Raw genomic sequence first — 16,594 nt, forward strand, 5'->3', positions numbered from 1 at the left:
CGCATTGAGCTATACTTGGACTGTAACAGGTACAGGAGTAGCAATTGTTAGTGGTCAGGGAACAAACACAGTTCAGGTAAGTGTACCGGCTGGCTTCGGTCAAGGTTCAGTACAGGTTCGTGGTGTTAACTGTAACGGTATCTCTGCTGTTCGTGGTATGACAATCACAGGAACTCCAACACACTCTAATACAGTGTCTGGTCCTAACTTCGTTTGTGCTAACGGTACAGCTACATATTCAATGGCTACTGTAACAGGTGCTACTTCACATGTTTGGTCTGTAACTGGTGATGCAACAGTTGTATCTCAGTCTACAGTTGGTGCAACAACTACAGCAACGATTGCCTTCGGTCCATCTTGGACAACAGGAAATGTGTCAATTACTGCATCTAATTCTTGTGGTTCTTATGCTCGTACATTCGCTGTTCGTTCAACTCCAACTCAACCGGGTGGTATCACAGGTCCAGGATCTGGTCTATGTGGATTAACAGGAGTTACATATTCAATTGCAGCAGTAACAGGAGCAACAGGTTACTCATGGTCAGTTCCAGCTGGTGTGAACATCGTTTCAACAGCACCAAACGGATTGTCTATCGTTGTTGACTTCACACCTGCCTTCACTTCTAACTCAGCAAACATTTGCGTAAGCGCAACGAATGCTTGTGGTACAGGTCCGGCTCGTTGTTTCACTGTAACATCTCGTCCAGCTGCTCCGGTAGTAACTGGTCCTACTTCAGTTTGTAAAACACAATCTGCTGTTGTTTACTCTGTTGTTCCGGTAGCAAGTGCGACTTCATACTTATGGTCAGTAACAGGTGGTGCTTCAATCGCTCCATCAGGAACAAGTGCAACAGTTAACTTCAACACAGCTTTGACATCTTCAGCAGTTGTTCGTGCAAACGCAAACAACGCTTGTGGTGCTTCTCAGCCAGGTCAGAGAAATGTATCAGTTAACCTATTCTGCCGTACTGCAGCAGATAACGTTTCAGGTGTTAGTACAGAAGTTGGTGCATATCCAAACCCAACATCAGGTAAAGCAACTGTTTCTTTCTTTGCAGCTACTGAGTCTAAATACATTGTAAAAGTAACTGACATGATCGGTAACACACTGATCAGTGATGTTGTTAACGCAACAGCAGATTACAATACAACGGAAATCGACCTTACAGGTGTAGCTAAAGGTATGTACATGGTTAGCGTAACAGCTAATGATGGTACTACTGAAACTCTTCGCCTTGTAGTAGAATAATCTTAACCAGAGTTTTTAAAAAAGCGGTAAGCACTTGTGCTTACCGCTTTTTTTTTGTCCTTAATTTTCCTGATTTTCTACCCTTTTATGTGCCTTTTCTGCAGAATCTGCTGGAAAAATGTAACTTGTTTTGAGTGAATTCCAGGTACAAATTCGCAAAATTGAAGTATTTCGTGAGGAGGTAGGATTAAAAACAGGAATTCTGAAATGGCTGTGAAATAATATGTAAAATTTCAAATTTTTTGAAAAAGACTTGTAATGGTGACAAAAAAAGTCTATTTTAGTGAAGCGGAAATAGTGCATTTCCAGTCAATCAAAACACGTAACATGAAAATTAAATTACTAGTTGTACTTGCATTCATTGTGCAATCATTCGCAGTGAAAGCTGTTGATCCAAGCGCGTCATTTTACATTGATCGTCCAATGTATATTTCTCCAAACGTTTATGAATTTGATGTCATGGTCAAAGCAAGTGGAGTAACTTCTACTTTTGACCTGAGAACTTTTCAAGCCGGTATCTATGTGAATTCTTCATGGGTGAACGGTGGAACATTAACACTATCAACTGCGCCTGGTTATTCTGAACTTGCATCGCCTTCATACAATGGAGCATATCAATGGAATTCTACAGACAAACTGATCAACTGTTCAGTGAACTATAATGTAAAGCCAAGTCCTACAACTTGTATTTCAACCCTGGTAGATGTAAATCCATTACGTGTTACAAGAATTCGTGCTACGAATACTGTAAATTACGGATGTGCTACTCCGGATATGAAATTCAATTACGTGGCAAATAATTCTCCACTACGTCTGAGAACTTCTTTCTCGTGGAGAGAAACAGGTTGCACAACAAACTATGAATTGTTTTATCCCGGAAGAACTTACAATGGTGTTGCAAAATTCAATGATGAAACATATTCAACATCTGATGCAGATTCAAGATCTACTGTCAGAGCAGCTGTAAACATTGGAAATTGTTTTCCTTTGCTTGAGTTAACAATGATGCTTGAAGGTTATTATGCCGGAAGTTCAACAATGCAATCAGTGTTATTGAATCAGGCTGTGAAAAGCGTTTCGTATCTGCAGACTGATTCTGTAACTATTGAACTACGTCCGGAAGCAAATCCGGCTACAGTTTATGCTTCCATTCGTGGTGTTGTTATGACGGATGGTAAGATCACTTGCGCTTTACCGGCAGGTGCAGCAGGACAATCTTTTTATGTCGCTGTTTATCACAGAAACACTGTTCAGTCATGGAGTAATGCTATTTTAATTAATCCAACTTTCACTACATACGATTTTACATCAGGTCAGTCGCAAACATTTGCTGATAATGCATCGATGGTAGATATAGGAGTATATGCATTCTATACAGGTGATTTAAATCAGGATGAATTTGTTGATGCTGGAGATTTTCCATTATTTGATTTTGATAATTCAGAAGGTCTCTTCGGCGACTATTATGCAACTGATATGAATGGCGATGGATTTGTTGATGCCGGTGATTTTCCATTTTATGATCAGAATAACAATTTAGGTGTATTTTCACTGCACCCATGATCTGAAATTTTCACTTTGGAAGGCGGTTGAAATAAGCTGGCAATTTACAGGGTGATATGATATATTTAAAAGGGAGTCTACGGACTCCCTTTTTTTATTGACGATAATACCTATGTAGTTAAGTGTAATTGGCATATTTTTTTAGAGATCAGTATAATACACAGAATGGCTTTAAAACCCTCATGCAATGACTCGCGCTGTTATACTTCTGATTCTCTGCCTTGGTCTAATAAACAATAAGGCTTTCTCACAGGCCACTGCAATAGCCCCTGTGAAGGTTTCAGGTTCAAGATTCACTACTGTTGAATTACGTGGGAGAATGAACACGCTCTTGCAGGAAAACAGTTTCTGGTCCAGAAACCTGATGCTATGTATAATCGATACTTTGCCAGGGAAAGATCAGGCAATGTGGAGACTTATAAAAAATCAGGAAGAGATCAGTGGAATTTTTAAAGATTTTTTCGGAGTAGAAGCAGGTGATAATCTGACAGAATTATTTTACTCTGATCTGAATTTTCAGCTGGAAGTAATTTCTGCCTCTGTAACCGATAGTATTCTCGCTAAAGAAGCAAAACAACGATGGAATATGAGTGCGGGAAAAATTGCTGACTATCTACATCAATTGAATCCAAAGTGGATGCTGAAAGATTTGAAAGCTCTCATGAATCTTCAGGTAGATTTGACTTATGAAACCCTTAAGCAGAGAATAGTAAGAGAGTATGATCTGGAAGTAATTGCATTTGACAAAATGATCAGCAATGGAAATAAAATATCAAATATGTTTTCACAAGGTATAATATACGATCATCCCCAAAAATTTTCAGACCTGACCACCAAAGTAGCTGTTAAGTGAATTTTCGTAATTCCTAATTCGAATTCTGCTTTATAAGATAGGGCATTCTCGAATTAAGAATTTCGATTTACTAATTTCGATTTATAAATTACAATTCCCGAATTACAAAATGAATAGTCAAAAAAAGTCGTCTTTTATCTTCAAAATAGTTGTAGCTATACTCATTTGTGAATTGACAGGCATCATAAGTTCTATTATTTCAATGCCTTCAATGTATCCGTGGTTCAGCGAAATTCAAAAACCTTCATGGAACCCGCCGTCAACTATTTTTGCTCCTGTGTGGACAACTCTTTATCTTCTGATGGGAATTTCATTGGCATTAGTATGGAAAAAAGATGTTGGCACAGGACAGGAAGAAGCAAAGCAAAATGCTATGCTGTGGTTTGCACTGCAGTTATTCCTTAATTTTTGGTGGTCAATCGTGTTCTTTAAATTTCATTCCTTGTCGATTTCATTAGTAGTCATAGTATTGATGGTCGTTTCAATAATTATAACCATTTTCAAATTTGCTCCATTTTCAAAAGTTGCTTCCTGGTTATTGATTCCGTATATTTCATGGGTCTGTTTTGCAAGTATTCTGAATTTTACGATCTGGCAATTGAATTAATTTGAGCAGGGAGATCCGGATCAGGAATATAAAGTTTACGATAGTTTATGCTGACATAACACATATTAAATTCCGGATCTGATGTTTTCCAAACCGCTTTATAATACAATTCAACTTCTGCGGTTTCCGTTTTCTTTATTCTTGTTGCCGATATCATTGTTTTCATTCTACTATATCCGACCACAACCTGATCTGAGATTTTGGCTTGTGATCTTCATATGGCATATCCTTGTTTTTCCTTCCAGTAATGGTTATAATAGCTTTAATGACCGGGATGAAGGGCCAATAGGAGGGCTTAAATCGCCACCTAAGCCGACTAAGTCGTTACTTTTTGTTTCAAATGTCTTGGACCTGACTGCAGTTGTTTTGGCAATGATGATCAACCCGGCTTTCTGCGTATTTGTACTGATTTACATAATAGCCTCACGATTATACAGTAACCGAAGGATCCGATTGAAAAAGTATCCCATAACAGGATTTCTCATCGTTTTTATTCTTCAGGGAGCGTGGATTTTTATCGCAAATTTCTTTGCTTTTGATTCGTCGGCTATGATTTCGGAGCGTCCGGTTCTTTATTCAGCAATAGCGGCATCGTTTTTTATTGGTACTGTATATCCATTGACACAGATCTATCAGCATGAATCTGATGCAAAAGATGGCGTTAATACATTAAGTATGGTATTAGGTAAACGCGGCACATTTGTGTTTTCGGCAATTATGTTTTTCCTTTCAACTGTCTTTGTCTATCTGACATTTAACAATGATACTTCAATGGAAAATTTCATTTTGTTTAATCTGATCATGATGCCTGCAACAGTCTATTTTCTCTTCTGGGCATTCAGGTCTTTCAGGGAAAACAGGCATGTGAATTTCAAGAACACGATGACCATGCTTGTACTTTCTTCTGTATTAAACAATGTATTTTTTATAATTCTGTTAATTAAAAAGTAAATGCCTTACATCCTCGACATAGCCACTGCTGTTCCTGAATATTCTGTCAGTAAAAATGAATTGGTGGAATTTTATTCTGATTCACTTGAAAAGAATTCTGCTGACCCTATTCGTAAAAAATTACGGATCATCAGTGAAAAAACACGGATTGAGAATCGGTACAGTTGTATTCCTGATTTTAACGGAAAGAAAGCTGAACTATTTGTTGATGGAGTAATGAACCCTTCAGTTGAGAAACGCCTTGAAATATTCAATGTGAAATCAGTTGCATTGGGAAAAACCGTTATCGAAAAAATTTTCAGGCAGACTGAAGTTAAGCCCGGACAGGTCACACATTTTATTACTGTTACTTGTACAGGAATTTCTGCGCCCGGACTTGAATTTTTATTAGCTGAAGATCTGGGCTTACTGCATACTGAAAAGCTGGGAATAAATTATCTTGGATGTTATGCAGCACTTAAGGCGCTGAAACATGCGCAGTACATTGCTAAAGCAGAACCGGAAGCATGTGTTTTAATTGTATGTGTTGAATTGTGTTCATTGCATTTCGTTCCTTCCGTAGAGGATGAGGATGTACTTGCAAATCTTCTTTTTGCAGATGGAGCTGCTGCTACCATTGTTTGTGGCGATCAGTTTAAACAGGAAAAGAAGTTGCCGGTACTTCACATTGATGATATCGGATCAGCATATATTCCGGGGACTATGGATCTTATGACCTGGAATGTTTCTTCTAATGCTTTCAGAATGTATCTGAGCAAACACATTGTTGATGCTATTGGTTCATCCATCGAACCTGTTGTTAAATCATTTCTGAAATGCGATCCGGAAGAAATTGATCTTTGGGCAATACATCCGGGAGGAGTGAGAATAGTTGATGCTGTGCAGCAAAGTCTTTCTTTGTCGGATGTCGCTGTCCGGGATTCACTTAATGTCCTTTATCAATATGGAAACATGTCGTCACCAACAATATTATTTATTCTGAATGAAATGCTTTTGAAAATCAGAGATGAAAGTTCCGGTATAAGCAGAAAGATCTTTACATGTGCATTTGGCCCGGGCTTAAATATTGAAATGCTCAAACTTTCTTCAACTTTACCGGAAGTCACAAGTAAAAACAGAAAAAGCATCAATGAGCTTTCGTCATCGGTCCGATAAGAAGGAGATCCTGGATAATGAAATGATTGAGACTTCAGAACTGGATCTTAATCTGAAGGAATTGAATACCATAAATAAATTACTTGGTGGTTACAATGCAACTTTAGCAGGATTAAAAACCGTTTTCAGTAAAACAGACAAGCATGTTATAAATGTTCTGGACATTGGATTTGGAGGTGGTGATTCTATCATGGTGATGGCTGAATTTGCAAAAGATCAAAAGCGAAATGTTTTCTTTTATGGAGTTGATCTGAAACCAGAGTGTGTTGCTTATGCGACGAAAAACCTGTCGGCGCTCATTAATAAAATCTTGATCTGCGATGATTACCGCAATCTTTCAGGTGAATTTCTTGATAAAATAGATGTAATTCATTGCAGTTTGTTTCTTCATCATTTGAACGATGAAGAAATTGCAGCATTGTTTAAGTTTGCATTTCAAAATAAGTGTACCCTTCTGATAAACGATCTTCACCGGAACCCATTTGCATATTACAGCATAAAACTTCTGACCGGATTCTTTTCACGATCAAGATTGGTCAAAAATGATGCTCCGTTGTCTGTGTTGAGAGGTTTCAAAAAAGATGAACTGAAAAAATTTGTCAACGATTCCGGATACACTGACTTTTCTGTAAAATGGATCTGGGCTTTCAGGTATTTAATTTATGCCGGCAAATGAAATATGATGTTGCAATAATTGGCGGTGGATTGGCAGGACTTGCACTTGCCAATGATCTTGCAATGCGAGGACGGAAAGTAGTTGTTTTTGAAAAGGTAATTATCCCAGACACAAAGTATGTGGTGAATACATTTCAATGGAATCGCATTCGTATCTGTTGAAACTTTGTCCGGTATTAAACTCGATGAAATTGCCAGTGATAAAAAAATTTCTGCTTACAACTACCGGAGGTTCCGAATTTAAAACCGAACTTGATCTTGGCGGGTTTGGAATAAGCAGATATGTGCTTGAGAATTTGTTGTACACAAAAGCATTGGAAGCCGGAGTGAATGTAGTTGTCAATTCTAAGGTGTCTGCAGTTGTCAGGTCGGGAGTTGAGCAAGGAATGATTAAAACAGCAACCGGAGATTTCAATGCAAAACTTATCTGCAATTCTACCGGCAGGAAATCAAATTTTGAAGTGAAGTCTGTTGACCGTCAGCAAGCCGGGATCAATTATGTTGGGGTAAAGTATCATGTAAAAACAGAAAGAGATTCAGCCCAGATTGGGATTCATAATTTTCCCGGCGGTTATTGCGGGATTTCAGAAATTGAAGATGGAAAATCCTGTTTATGTTACATAGTAAATTCCAAAAAATTACTTCAGGCAGGAAATTCAATTTCTGAAATGGAGAAAAAGTTTTTGTTCCGGAATAAAAACCTTGAAAAAATATTTCAGTCGGCAGAATTTGTTTTTGAAATTCCGGTAACGATCAGTGGAATTAATTTTAAAATAAAGAAATCGGCAGATGATGGAATTTTTTATCTGGGAGACTCAGCAGGAAGTATTTCACCGGTCACCGGCAATGGCATGAGTATGGCTCTTCGTTCAGCAAATTTTCTTGCAGGAGAATTTGATAATTATTTTCAAAATACGATCACTGTGACGGAGTTGACTGATCGTTATAGAAATTTCTGGCGCAATCAATTTGAAAGCCGGATAAAATTCAGCAGATATCTTCAGAAATTTTCTGAATATCCTTTTAACAAAGGTGTAATTGCGCTCTTCAAAACTGTTCCGTCACTTGCAGCTAAGGTGATCAGGCTGACGCATGGAAACCATTTTAGTTAGCTTCGATTTCTTCTTCTTTTACTTTTAGGATCAGGACAGAGTAGTCATTTGGAATGATCTTCATTCCGTGTTTGTGCGCATACACTTTGGTAAATTCAGCACCGAAGTAAAGTATGATGGCAGAATAATAAACCCAGATCAGAATCAGAATTATTGATCCGGCTGCACCATAAATATCATCCTGGGCAGAGTTTCCAAGATAGGCACCGATTGCAAATTTTCCTATCATAAATAAAAAGGCTGTGAATCCTGCACCTATTACACTGTCTTTCCACGCAATTTTTCCATCCGGAAGTGTTTTGAAAATTACAGTAAAGAGTAAGGTGATAATCAGAAAAACCAAAAGTAAATTCATTGTGTAAAAAAGGTAGATCATGTCGACGGGAAATATTTTTTCCAGTCTGTTATTGAGCACATCCATCAGAGAGTTTACGATTAGTCCAACCATCAGTAAGAACCCTACTGATCCGATCATTGAAAAAGACATCAGTCTGTTCTTAAGAAATTTGACAAGGCCTCTTTTTGGTTTAGCTTGATTCCCCATATATAATTTATTGAATCCTGAATTTCCACAAATACTCCGGAAGCACCGATAAGAAGAATAACTGCGCTGAGTATTGTTGCAAAAGTACTTGCATGCGAAAGCTTGACATTTTTAATTGTCTCCTGGATCTGTAATGCAGCAGCATTGCCAACCAGGCCATTGATCTGTCCAAAAATTTCACCTCTTACGGCTTCTGCTCCGAAGAAGAACCCGCTCAGGCTTATTATGATGATAAGAAGAGGTGGAAGTGAAAATACAGTGTAGTAGGAGAGAGCTGCGGCAAGTTTTATTCCATTGTCGTCAATAAATTCATTGAAAGTTTCTTTGAGAACATGACCGGTCCCTTTCAGGGCCTTTATAAGTTTCATTGGTTTCATAAGAATGATGCAATAAATATAATGCTTCCTGTTTGTTTAAAAAATTAGAAATGAAGAAAAAAATCTTCCTTAGAATCGTGCAAGTGTTTTTGTAATGAATTTTCCCATTGCATGATTGAAGTCGTCAGGGTTTTCCAGATTGGATAAATGACCTGCATTTTCAATGATCACAACGGATGAGTTCTTTATGGATGTATTCAGAAATTCAGCTTTTGCAGGCGGAGTGATCGAATCTTCCTTGCCACAAATGATAAGAGTGAAATTGGAAATTTCTTTTAAGAAAACGCATGCGTCGTTACGTGTTGCCAAGGCACTTAATGTTGATGTGATAGATTCCGGTGGAGTAGAAGTGATAACGGTTCTGATCTTTTCTACAAGTTCTGTATTGGTGTCCAGGGTCTTTTTGCAGAAAAGATTTTTGACCGATGCATCAGCATATTCTTCTGTTCCATCGGTGTTTATTTTTTCAATACTCTGATATCGTTTTTCTTTTGATTCCGGAGTGTCAGCATTGCACTGAGTATCGGCAAGGATCAATCCTTCAAATCGTTCCGGATAACGGTGAACGGCATTCATTAAAATATATCCGCCCATTGACAATCCGCAAACAATTGCTTTCGGGATTTCCAGAGCATCCATCAATCCAATAAGATCATCAGCATATTGAACAATACTCGCATCATCATCGCCCAACTCAGATTTACCGAATCCTCTTACATCATAAGTGATCACCCTGTGCCGTTCTCTTAAAAATTCTACCTGTGGTTGCCAAGTATCCTTATTAAACGGAAACCCATGAATGAATAAAATCGGTATAGCACTATCACCCGAATCATTATAACATACCCTGACGTTATTGACTTTAATGTAAATGTCGGTTCCTCTGATTAGTTCCATTTTTTTGTTGTAATTAGTAATTAGCACCACTTACTTTTCTGCGAATATAACCATGAAATATAATGATTAACTCCAATCTTTTTATCAAATTAATTTTTTCATTCCACTTCATTCCACTTCATTCCACTTCATTCCACTTCATTCCACTTCATTCCACTTCATTCCACTTCATTCCACTTCATTCCACTTCATTCCACTTCATTCCACTTCATTTCATTTTTCATTCTTCTTCCTTTCCTCCAATTCCTTCTTCCTTTCCTCCGCTTCCTTCTTCTTCCGTTCAGCTTCTCTTGCTTTCTTGTTAAAATAGCCTCTCAACAAAAAGTTATGTTTGGCAGCTTCCATATTTTGATTCAGGCCCTGACTACTTTTCTTCAGGTTAAGCATTGTTTGATTGAAATTTTCGGCAATCGTTGAATCCTGAATTAATCTGCCTAAGGTACCTTGTCCACTGTTTATTTTCATCATAATCTCTGCTAAAGATTCTGAAATTATTTCAGCATTTCCGGCAGTTACTTCCAGACTAGCCATGATTGCATCGGTTTCAACCGGCTCGATAGAACCAAGTTCCTGACCCTCAATAGCAGGACCTGCACTTGCACTTCCCTGTGTAATGATAAGCAATCTATCGCCAATTAATCCTTCTGAACCGATTGCAACTTCACAATCTTCTTTCAGGAATTGTTTGACTTCCTGACGGATGATCATATCCACTTTTACTGTAGAGTCATTTATGATCTTGATATTATCGACTGTTCCAACATTTATTCCTGAAAACCGAACGTTATTTCCGACTTGCAATCCGCTTACATTGTAGAATGTGGAAGTCAGGTTAAAGACCGGATTGAATAGATTTTTTTGTCTGCCGATAATAAAAACAGCAATGATGAACAACAATAATCCACCCATGATAAATAGACCGAGACGGATTTTAAATTTTTGAGAATGTGCTTCCATAATTTATTTCGATTTTCTTTTTTTAAGTTAGTTGAAGAAGGATTTGATTAATTTATCGTCGGATGAAGTGAATTCTTCCGGACTTCCTTCTTTGTAAATTGTTCCGTCGTTTAGCATTACGATACGGTCAGCTGTGTTCAATGCACATTTAATGTCGTGAGTAATGATAATGGACGATGTTTTGTATTTTTCTTTTACTTCGTTGATAAGAACACTGATCTCATCTGAGGTAACCGGGTCGAGTCCGGTAGTTGGCTCATCGTAGAGCATGATCTGCGGATCTACAATGATCGTTCGGGCCAGACTGATTCGTTTCCGCATTCCACCTGATAATTGCGAAGGCATTTTGTTTAATGCGTCAGCAAGTCCGACATTCTCTAATACTTCCAGAACTTTTGCATCGATCTGCTTTTCATCGAGATCTTTTTTAATTCTTCGTAATGGAAATTCAAGATTTTGTTTTACAGTCATTGAATCGTATAAGGCTCCGCTTTGAAAGAGAAATCCGATCTTCTTTCTGATTTCAGCCAGACTTTTTTTATCTATTTCAAGCACGTTTTTCCCAAACACATTTATTTCACCGCTGTCTGAGGAAAGTAATCCAACGATAAGTTTTATGAGCACAGATTTTCCTGTCCCTGATTTACCCAGCACAACAAGATTCTCACCTGTTTTCAATTTCAGTGAAACATCTTTCAATACTTCTTGTGGGCCAAAAGACTTTTTCAGATTTTTGATTTCAATAGCTGTGTCATTCGAACTCACCGGAGATTCTTCTTGATTCATATTTTTTTCTTCTGTTTTCATGACATCATTATATCAGTAATTTGTACTGCAATGACATCTACAACAATTACAAGCAATGACGATAATACGACAGCTGAATTTGCGGCAAGTCCAACACTTTCAGTTCCGCGACCGGCATTGTATCCTTTATAACATCCGACAATTCCGATCACTGCACCAAAGAAGAATGATTTTACAACAGCTGGGAGGAAATCAATAAACTCAACATTTGCAAAAGCCTGATTGAAGAAAAGTAATATCGTTACATCACCTTTAATATTTGCACCCAGCCAACTCCCGAATATTCCGAGTATATCGGCATAAAGAATAAGGATTGGGATCATAAGTGTTGCAGCAAGTACTCTTGTTACAACCAGGAAGCGCATAGGATTCGTTGATGATACTTCCATCGCTTCGATCTGTTCAGTTACTTTCATGGAACCAAGTTCAGCACCCATACCTGAACCAATTTTTCCGGCGCAGATAAGAGCTGTGATCACCGGCCCCATTTCTCTGATGAGGGAAATAGCAACCATTCCGGGAAGCATTGACACTGCACCAAAATCTACAAGTACAGGCCTTGATTGAATGGTTAATACAAGTCCCATGATCAGACCTGTAATAGAAACAAGCGCCAATGATTTATTTCCAATCTGAAAGCATTGACTCATGAATTCTTTGAACTCAAATTGACGCGAGAATGTCGCTTTTACAATTTGTGACATAAACAGAAAAGCATCAGCAACATCGGAAAGAAATCCGCCAGCTTTTTCAATTTGAACTTTTTTAATTTTAGCTGTGATCATATGGTGGGGAATATTGTATACAATTATCTCTTGAAATGAATGTTTACTGAGTACTCAAATGGACATATTGTCCAAATCAATGGGCTTTAGACTTGGCAGTAGACTCTGTTGTTTTAACTTGGCAATATCTAAGCCATGAAAAAATAAAGAGAGAAAATAAAATTGTGTGACGAATCCTGAAAAATATACATGCTAAATGCTAAAGAAAAAACAGGCAGTAGTGAATGGAAAAAATTTAACACAGAGAAAGAGGAGAAAAAAAGGGAGAAATAAAGATCTTTATTTTCTCCCTTTTTTTCTCCTCTTTCTCTGTGTTAAAAAATTATTTATTGAAAAGTAAGTTAGTAGCAAATTAAGCCATCTCTGTCAGATCAACAGGAACTACCTGCGTCACACCCTGCTCAACCATAGTAATTCCATACATAATGTCTGTAGCAGCCATTGTACGTTTATTATGGGTGATGATGATGAACTGAGACTCTTGTGAGAACTTGCGGATGATGTTATTGAACTTGTCAATATTCATATCATCCAAAGGAGCATCAACCTCATCGAAGATACAGAACGGTGCCGGTTTCAATAGATAGATTCCAAAGAGAAGGGCAGTAGCAGTAAGAGTTTTTTCTCCTCCTGAAAGCTGACTGATCGACAACGGACGTTTTCCTTTTGGTTTTGCAATGATCTGTACATCACTTTCTGTCGGATTCGATGGATCCATCAATACCAGATCGCAATCATCGTCCTGAGTAAATAATGAACGGAATACTTTAATAAAGTTTTCACGGATCATTGTAAAGGCATTCATAAAATTCTCTTTCGCTGTGATCTCAATTTCTTCAATTGTTTTCAACAACGATTCTTTTGCACGGGCAAGATCATCTTTTTGAGTAATGATGAAAGTATGACGCTCGCTGATCTCCGTGTAGGCTTCTATTGCCATCGGATTGATCGGTCCGTAATTGTCAAGCTGGCCTTTTTGCTTATTTACTTTTTCACGTAATTCATCTTCATTGTATTCCGGATTCGGATCTTTTTCAATGATCTCATTGATGTCGATGTTGAATTCAACACTCAAACGTTCCTTCAATGAATTCAAAGAGATCTTCAATTCCATCGTCTTGTCTTTTATCGCAGTGCCAAGTTGATCACATTGCTCTCTCTGATGACGGATATTTCTGATCTTCGTTTCAAGTTCGTCGATTGCTCCTCTTGATTTGAAATATTCAGCTTCAATTGCAGCTACAGACTGATCAAGAACTTCTTTCTCTTCATACAATCCGATCAATTGAGCATCGAAATCAGTTGAAGTGTCAAGTAATTCTTTTATTCTCAGCTGTACATTCTCAACTTCTTCAGTATTGGTAACAATGTTTTTATTCAATGTTTCCTGAAGTCCGGTCTTGTAAGCGTGATCACGGATAATATTTGCGATCTTATTCTGCTGCTGGATCACAACGATGTGATGCTGATTGTAACCGGTACTCTGACCATTCATAGTTTCAGTCAGCGTATTGAATTCTGCCTGAAGGTTGGTGAGTTGTCCGGAAATATCATCGTGTTGTAAACGCAATTGCAACAAATGCTCCTGGAAGCTTAAGTTGTTTTGCTGAAGTGTATCATCAATTGCATGCAATTGCATGTACAAGCCTTCAACTATTTTTTTATTGTTCTCAACTGATGTAAATAAATGTTCAGCTTTATTCTTCAATGAAGAGAATTCATGCGTAGCTTTATTTACTTCCTGATTGAGACGGTTTTTTTCTGAAGTAAGTCTCTCTTTAGTTTGCTTTGAATGCTGAAGTTTAGATTGAACTTCGTCTCGCGAAGTTTTTGTTTTCTCCAGTTCTCCGGAAAGAGTTGTTATTTCCTTAGAAAGATTTTCCAGGTGCTTAGCACGACCGATTCTTTTTCCGTCGAATAATCCGACAGATCCACCTGATAATGCATGACGTGTTCTGCAGAATTTACCATTTTTGGAAATGAACGACATTCCTGAATTATCCTGCTGAAGGAACGGAGTGTTTTCCTGATTTTCTGTAACTACATATACATTACGTAATAAGTAATTACACAGATCCTGATATTTGTCTTCAACATCTATGATACTTAATGCAGGTATACAATCCTGAATAGAGTCAGGATTATTAACAGGAGTGCCTTCGAAATTTTTCAGGATAAAGAAATTCGCACGGCCTTTTGATGCTTCGCTTAGAAGATTAACTGCTTTACTTGCTTCTTCGATATTTTCGATAACGAAGTAGTTCATATAAGGATCGAGATAATTTTCGATCGCTGATTTATATTCAGCCTGACAATTCAGGATCTCAGAGAAAAGAGGAGCGCGGTTTGTGAAGGAAGAATTCTTACGCAGATAACGTAGTGATTCAGGATAGCCTTCTAAGTTCTCAAGTAAACTTTTTGTAAGGTTGAATTCGTTTTGTTTGGCATCAAGTTTACGGCCTTCGGAAATTACTTCTTCAGTATATTTCTTCAGTTCTTCATCGAGGCGGATAATATCATGAGCAAGATTTTCTTCACCTTCAAGTAAACTGTTCAATGCTTTTTCCTTTTCTTCTTTCAAAGAACGGGAAGACTCAGCTTTACTATGAAGCTCATCGTGTTCAGTTTGCTTATCGGTAGTGTCAGAAGAAAGTCTGTCTATCTCTTTTTGCAATGAATCTTTTTTCGTCTGTGTAATCGCCAGACTTTTTTCAGACTCATGCATAGAAACCTGAATACCCTGAGCTTCAGAAGTCATGCGATGGATATCGCTTTTCATCTGATCATGACTACTGCGGGTAATATCAAGCGCAGCTTTTAATTCAGTGAGCTGATTTTGCAATTGCTCAAGTGCAGCTTCTTCATTAAAGCGATCTTCTTCGATTTGCTTTAACTGATCTTGTGTTGCTATTAAATTTGCCTTGTCATTTGAAAGCTGGTTAGAAAGTGATGCTTCCTTATCTTTCAGATGAGTAAGTTTTTCATTGCTTACTTTTTTATCGTTTTCATATTGTCTGATGAAAGAGATCTTATCATTCAATACTTTTTGTGATTCCGATAATTCTTTTTCACGGTCAAGAGCAACAAGTTTTACGTGCTGAAGTTCGGCTTCGTTCGTGTCAAGTTGTGTATCGTAAGCGATCTTATCTTCCTGTTGCTTAGTTTCCTGCGCCTGAAGATCATCAAAGGTTTGCTTGCTTCCTGAGATTGTAAATAAAGCCAACTCAGTTGAAAGTTCTTTGTAAAGTTCTTTCAGTTTATAATAGCGTTCAGTTTTCTTCGCCTGAGATTCGAGTTGTTTCATGTTTCTCTCGATCTCGAATAAAAGATCGTCAACACGTTTCAGATCGTTATCAGTATCTTCCAGTTTCTGAAGCGTTTGTTTTTTCCGGATCTTATATTTGGAGATCCCGGCTGCTTCTTCAAGAAGATTCTTTATTGCGTTATGTTTATCATTGAGGATCTCATCGACCATTTTCAATTCAATGATGGCATAGCTATCCGAACCGACCCCAGTATCTAAGAAAAGATCTGTAATGTCTTTCAGTCGACATGTTACATTATTAAGCAGGTATTCACTTTCGCCTGTTCTATATAAGCGTCGGGTGATTGTTACCGTACTATATTCTGTAGGAAGAATATTCTTTGTGTTTTCAAACGACAAAGAAACTTCAGCAAGACTTGCAGGTTTACGATTTTTATTTCCGTTGAAAATGATGTTTTCCATTTTTTCCGAGCGGAGCATACGGGTTTTTTGTTCACCCAATACCCAACGGATAGAATCGACAACATTCGATTTTCCACTACCATTTGGACCGACAATAGACGTAACACCTTTATCAAAGTGTATCGTGACTTTGTCTCCGAAGCTTTTAAAGCCTTTAATTTCTAAACTGGTTAAGCGCATAAAAAATATTTTATTCTTTCAATGACGCGCAAAAATAACTTATTTACTCAGCAACGCCAGTATTGTTAATAACTCAGGTTTTCTGTGGAGAACCTGCATCTTAATGTTTCCTGAGAAACTACACCTTCATGTTTAAGAAATATGGTGACAAGCAT

At 37.7% G+C, this 16,594-nt stretch carries 15 protein-coding genes and 1 pseudogene; 9 read left to right on the forward strand and 7 right to left on the reverse strand.

Features of this window, described 5'->3' with window-relative positions; all coding sequences use genetic code 11:
* The first annotated feature begins 4 nt into the window (after window positions 1-4).
* The 4 genes from IPL24_05445 to IPL24_05460 all read left to right on the forward strand — a co-directional run bounded on the left by IPL24_05445 (window position 5) and on the right by IPL24_05460 (window position 4,272).
* Window positions 5-1,249 carry a T9SS type A sorting domain-containing protein gene (locus tag IPL24_05445; GenBank protein MBK8363134.1) on the forward strand — a complete coding sequence of 415 codons (1,245 nt, stop codon included), beginning with the start codon at window positions 5-7 and terminating at the stop codon, window positions 1,247-1,249.
* A gap of 327 nt (window positions 1,250-1,576) precedes the next feature.
* Window positions 1,577-2,812 carry a hypothetical protein gene (locus tag IPL24_05450; protein MBK8363135.1) on the forward strand — a complete coding sequence of 412 codons (1,236 nt, stop codon included), beginning with the start codon at window positions 1,577-1,579 and terminating at the stop codon, window positions 2,810-2,812.
* Between the two features lie 187 nt (window positions 2,813-2,999).
* Window positions 3,000-3,665 (forward strand): hypothetical protein, encoded by a 666-nt coding sequence (locus IPL24_05455; GenBank protein ID MBK8363136.1) that lies wholly within the window; start codon window positions 3,000-3,002, stop codon window positions 3,663-3,665.
* Between the two features lie 109 nt (window positions 3,666-3,774).
* Entirely contained in the window at window positions 3,775-4,272 is a 498-nt protein-coding gene (locus IPL24_05460; protein MBK8363137.1) for a tryptophan-rich sensory protein, read from the forward strand.
* Here IPL24_05460 and IPL24_05465 read toward each other — a convergent pair.
* Window positions 4,250-4,438, reverse strand: a complete 189-nt coding sequence (locus IPL24_05465) for a hypothetical protein (protein ID MBK8363138.1) — start codon at window positions 4,436-4,438, stop codon at window positions 4,250-4,252. The genes IPL24_05460 and IPL24_05465 overlap by 23 nt on opposite strands.
* Between IPL24_05465 and IPL24_05470 the strand changes: the two genes are divergently transcribed.
* From IPL24_05470 to IPL24_05490, 5 genes are read left to right on the forward strand one after another with little or no spacing between them, the layout of a single operon-like run.
* A complete protein-coding gene (locus tag IPL24_05470) occupies window positions 4,429-5,223 on the forward strand; it encodes a UbiA prenyltransferase family protein (GenBank protein MBK8363139.1) in 795 nt (264 codons plus the stop codon). The genes IPL24_05465 and IPL24_05470 overlap by 10 nt on opposite strands.
* Window positions 5,224-6,378 (forward strand): type III polyketide synthase, encoded by a 1,155-nt coding sequence (locus tag IPL24_05475; protein ID MBK8363140.1) that lies wholly within the window; start codon window positions 5,224-5,226, stop codon window positions 6,376-6,378.
* Window positions 6,353-7,054 carry a methyltransferase domain-containing protein gene (locus tag IPL24_05480; protein MBK8363141.1) on the forward strand — a complete coding sequence of 234 codons (702 nt, stop codon included), beginning with the start codon at window positions 6,353-6,355 and terminating at the stop codon, window positions 7,052-7,054. Before IPL24_05475 ends, IPL24_05480 begins: the two co-directional genes overlap by 26 nt.
* The gene (locus IPL24_05485; protein ID MBK8363142.1) at window positions 7,051-7,215 is read left to right on the forward strand and encodes an FAD-binding protein; all 165 of its coding nucleotides are present in this window, start codon (window positions 7,051-7,053) and stop codon (window positions 7,213-7,215) included. Before IPL24_05480 ends, IPL24_05485 begins: the two co-directional genes overlap by 4 nt.
* 35 nt (window positions 7,216-7,250) lie before the next feature.
* Window positions 7,251-8,165 (forward strand): hypothetical protein, encoded by a 915-nt coding sequence (locus tag IPL24_05490; GenBank protein MBK8363143.1) that lies wholly within the window; start codon window positions 7,251-7,253, stop codon window positions 8,163-8,165.
* Here the strand turns inward: IPL24_05490 and IPL24_05495 are convergent.
* The 6 genes and pseudogenes from IPL24_05495 to smc all read right to left on the reverse strand — a co-directional run bounded on the left by IPL24_05495 (window position 8,158) and on the right by smc (window position 16,439).
* A pseudogene (locus IPL24_05495) lies at window positions 8,158-9,077 on the reverse strand (YihY/virulence factor BrkB family protein). The gene IPL24_05490 and the pseudogene IPL24_05495 overlap by 8 nt on opposite strands.
* A 78-nt stretch (window positions 9,078-9,155) precedes the next feature.
* Complete coding sequence (locus tag IPL24_05500) at window positions 9,156-9,983, reverse strand: alpha/beta fold hydrolase (protein ID MBK8363144.1); 828 nt, start codon at window positions 9,981-9,983, stop codon at window positions 9,156-9,158.
* A gap of 213 nt (window positions 9,984-10,196) precedes the next feature.
* On the reverse strand, window positions 10,197-10,940 hold the full coding sequence (locus IPL24_05505) for an MCE family protein (GenBank protein MBK8363145.1): 744 nt from the start codon (window positions 10,938-10,940) through the stop codon (window positions 10,197-10,199).
* Window positions 10,941-10,967: 27 nt separating this feature from the next.
* Window positions 10,968-11,747: an ATP-binding cassette domain-containing protein gene (locus tag IPL24_05510; GenBank protein ID MBK8363146.1), complete on the reverse strand. Its 780-nt coding sequence runs from the start codon at window positions 11,745-11,747 to the stop codon at window positions 10,968-10,970.
* Complete coding sequence (locus IPL24_05515) at window positions 11,744-12,451, reverse strand: ABC transporter permease (protein MBK8363147.1); 708 nt, start codon at window positions 12,449-12,451, stop codon at window positions 11,744-11,746. Before IPL24_05515 ends, IPL24_05510 begins: the two co-directional genes overlap by 4 nt.
* A 433-nt stretch (window positions 12,452-12,884) precedes the next feature.
* The gene (gene smc / locus IPL24_05520; GenBank protein MBK8363148.1) at window positions 12,885-16,439 is read right to left on the reverse strand and encodes a chromosome segregation protein SMC; all 3,555 of its coding nucleotides are present in this window, start codon (window positions 16,437-16,439) and stop codon (window positions 12,885-12,887) included.
* Window positions 16,440-16,594 lie beyond the last annotated feature (155 nt).

Source organism: Bacteroidota bacterium, from assembly GCA_016711505.1.
GTDB lineage: Bacteria > Bacteroidota > Bacteroidia > AKYH767-A > 2013-40CM-41-45 > JADKIH01.

What these genes read in the sequence shown, in the direction of transcription:
- IPL24_05450 (MBK8363135.1), top strand. Translation starts at nt 1,577, where the DNA reads ATGAAAATTAAATTACTAGTTGTACTTGCATTCATTGTGCAATCATTC.
- IPL24_05465 (MBK8363138.1), bottom strand. Translation starts at nt 4,438, where the DNA reads ATGAAAACAATGATATCGGCAACAAGAATAAAGAAAACGGAAACCGCA.
- IPL24_05460 (MBK8363137.1), top strand. Translation starts at nt 3,775, where the DNA reads ATGAATAGTCAAAAAAAGTCGTCTTTTATCTTCAAAATAGTTGTAGCT.
- IPL24_05500 (MBK8363144.1), bottom strand. Translation starts at nt 9,983, where the DNA reads ATGGAACTAATCAGAGGAACCGACATTTACATTAAAGTCAATAACGTC.
- IPL24_05475 (MBK8363140.1), top strand. Translation starts at nt 5,224, where the DNA reads ATGCCTTACATCCTCGACATAGCCACTGCTGTTCCTGAATATTCTGTC.
- smc (MBK8363148.1), bottom strand. Translation starts at nt 16,439, where the DNA reads ATGCGCTTAACCAGTTTAGAAATTAAAGGCTTTAAAAGCTTCGGAGAC.
- IPL24_05505 (MBK8363145.1), bottom strand. Translation starts at nt 10,940, where the DNA reads ATGGAAGCACATTCTCAAAAATTTAAAATCCGTCTCGGTCTATTTATC.
- IPL24_05510 (MBK8363146.1), bottom strand. Translation starts at nt 11,747, where the DNA reads ATGAAAACAGAAGAAAAAAATATGAATCAAGAAGAATCTCCGGTGAGT.
- IPL24_05485 (MBK8363142.1), top strand. Translation starts at nt 7,051, where the DNA reads ATGAAATATGATGTTGCAATAATTGGCGGTGGATTGGCAGGACTTGCA.
- IPL24_05480 (MBK8363141.1), top strand. Translation starts at nt 6,353, where the DNA reads ATGAGCTTTCGTCATCGGTCCGATAAGAAGGAGATCCTGGATAATGAA.
- IPL24_05455 (MBK8363136.1), top strand. Translation starts at nt 3,000, where the DNA reads ATGACTCGCGCTGTTATACTTCTGATTCTCTGCCTTGGTCTAATAAAC.
- IPL24_05515 (MBK8363147.1), bottom strand. Translation starts at nt 12,451, where the DNA reads ATGTCACAAATTGTAAAAGCGACATTCTCGCGTCAATTTGAGTTCAAA.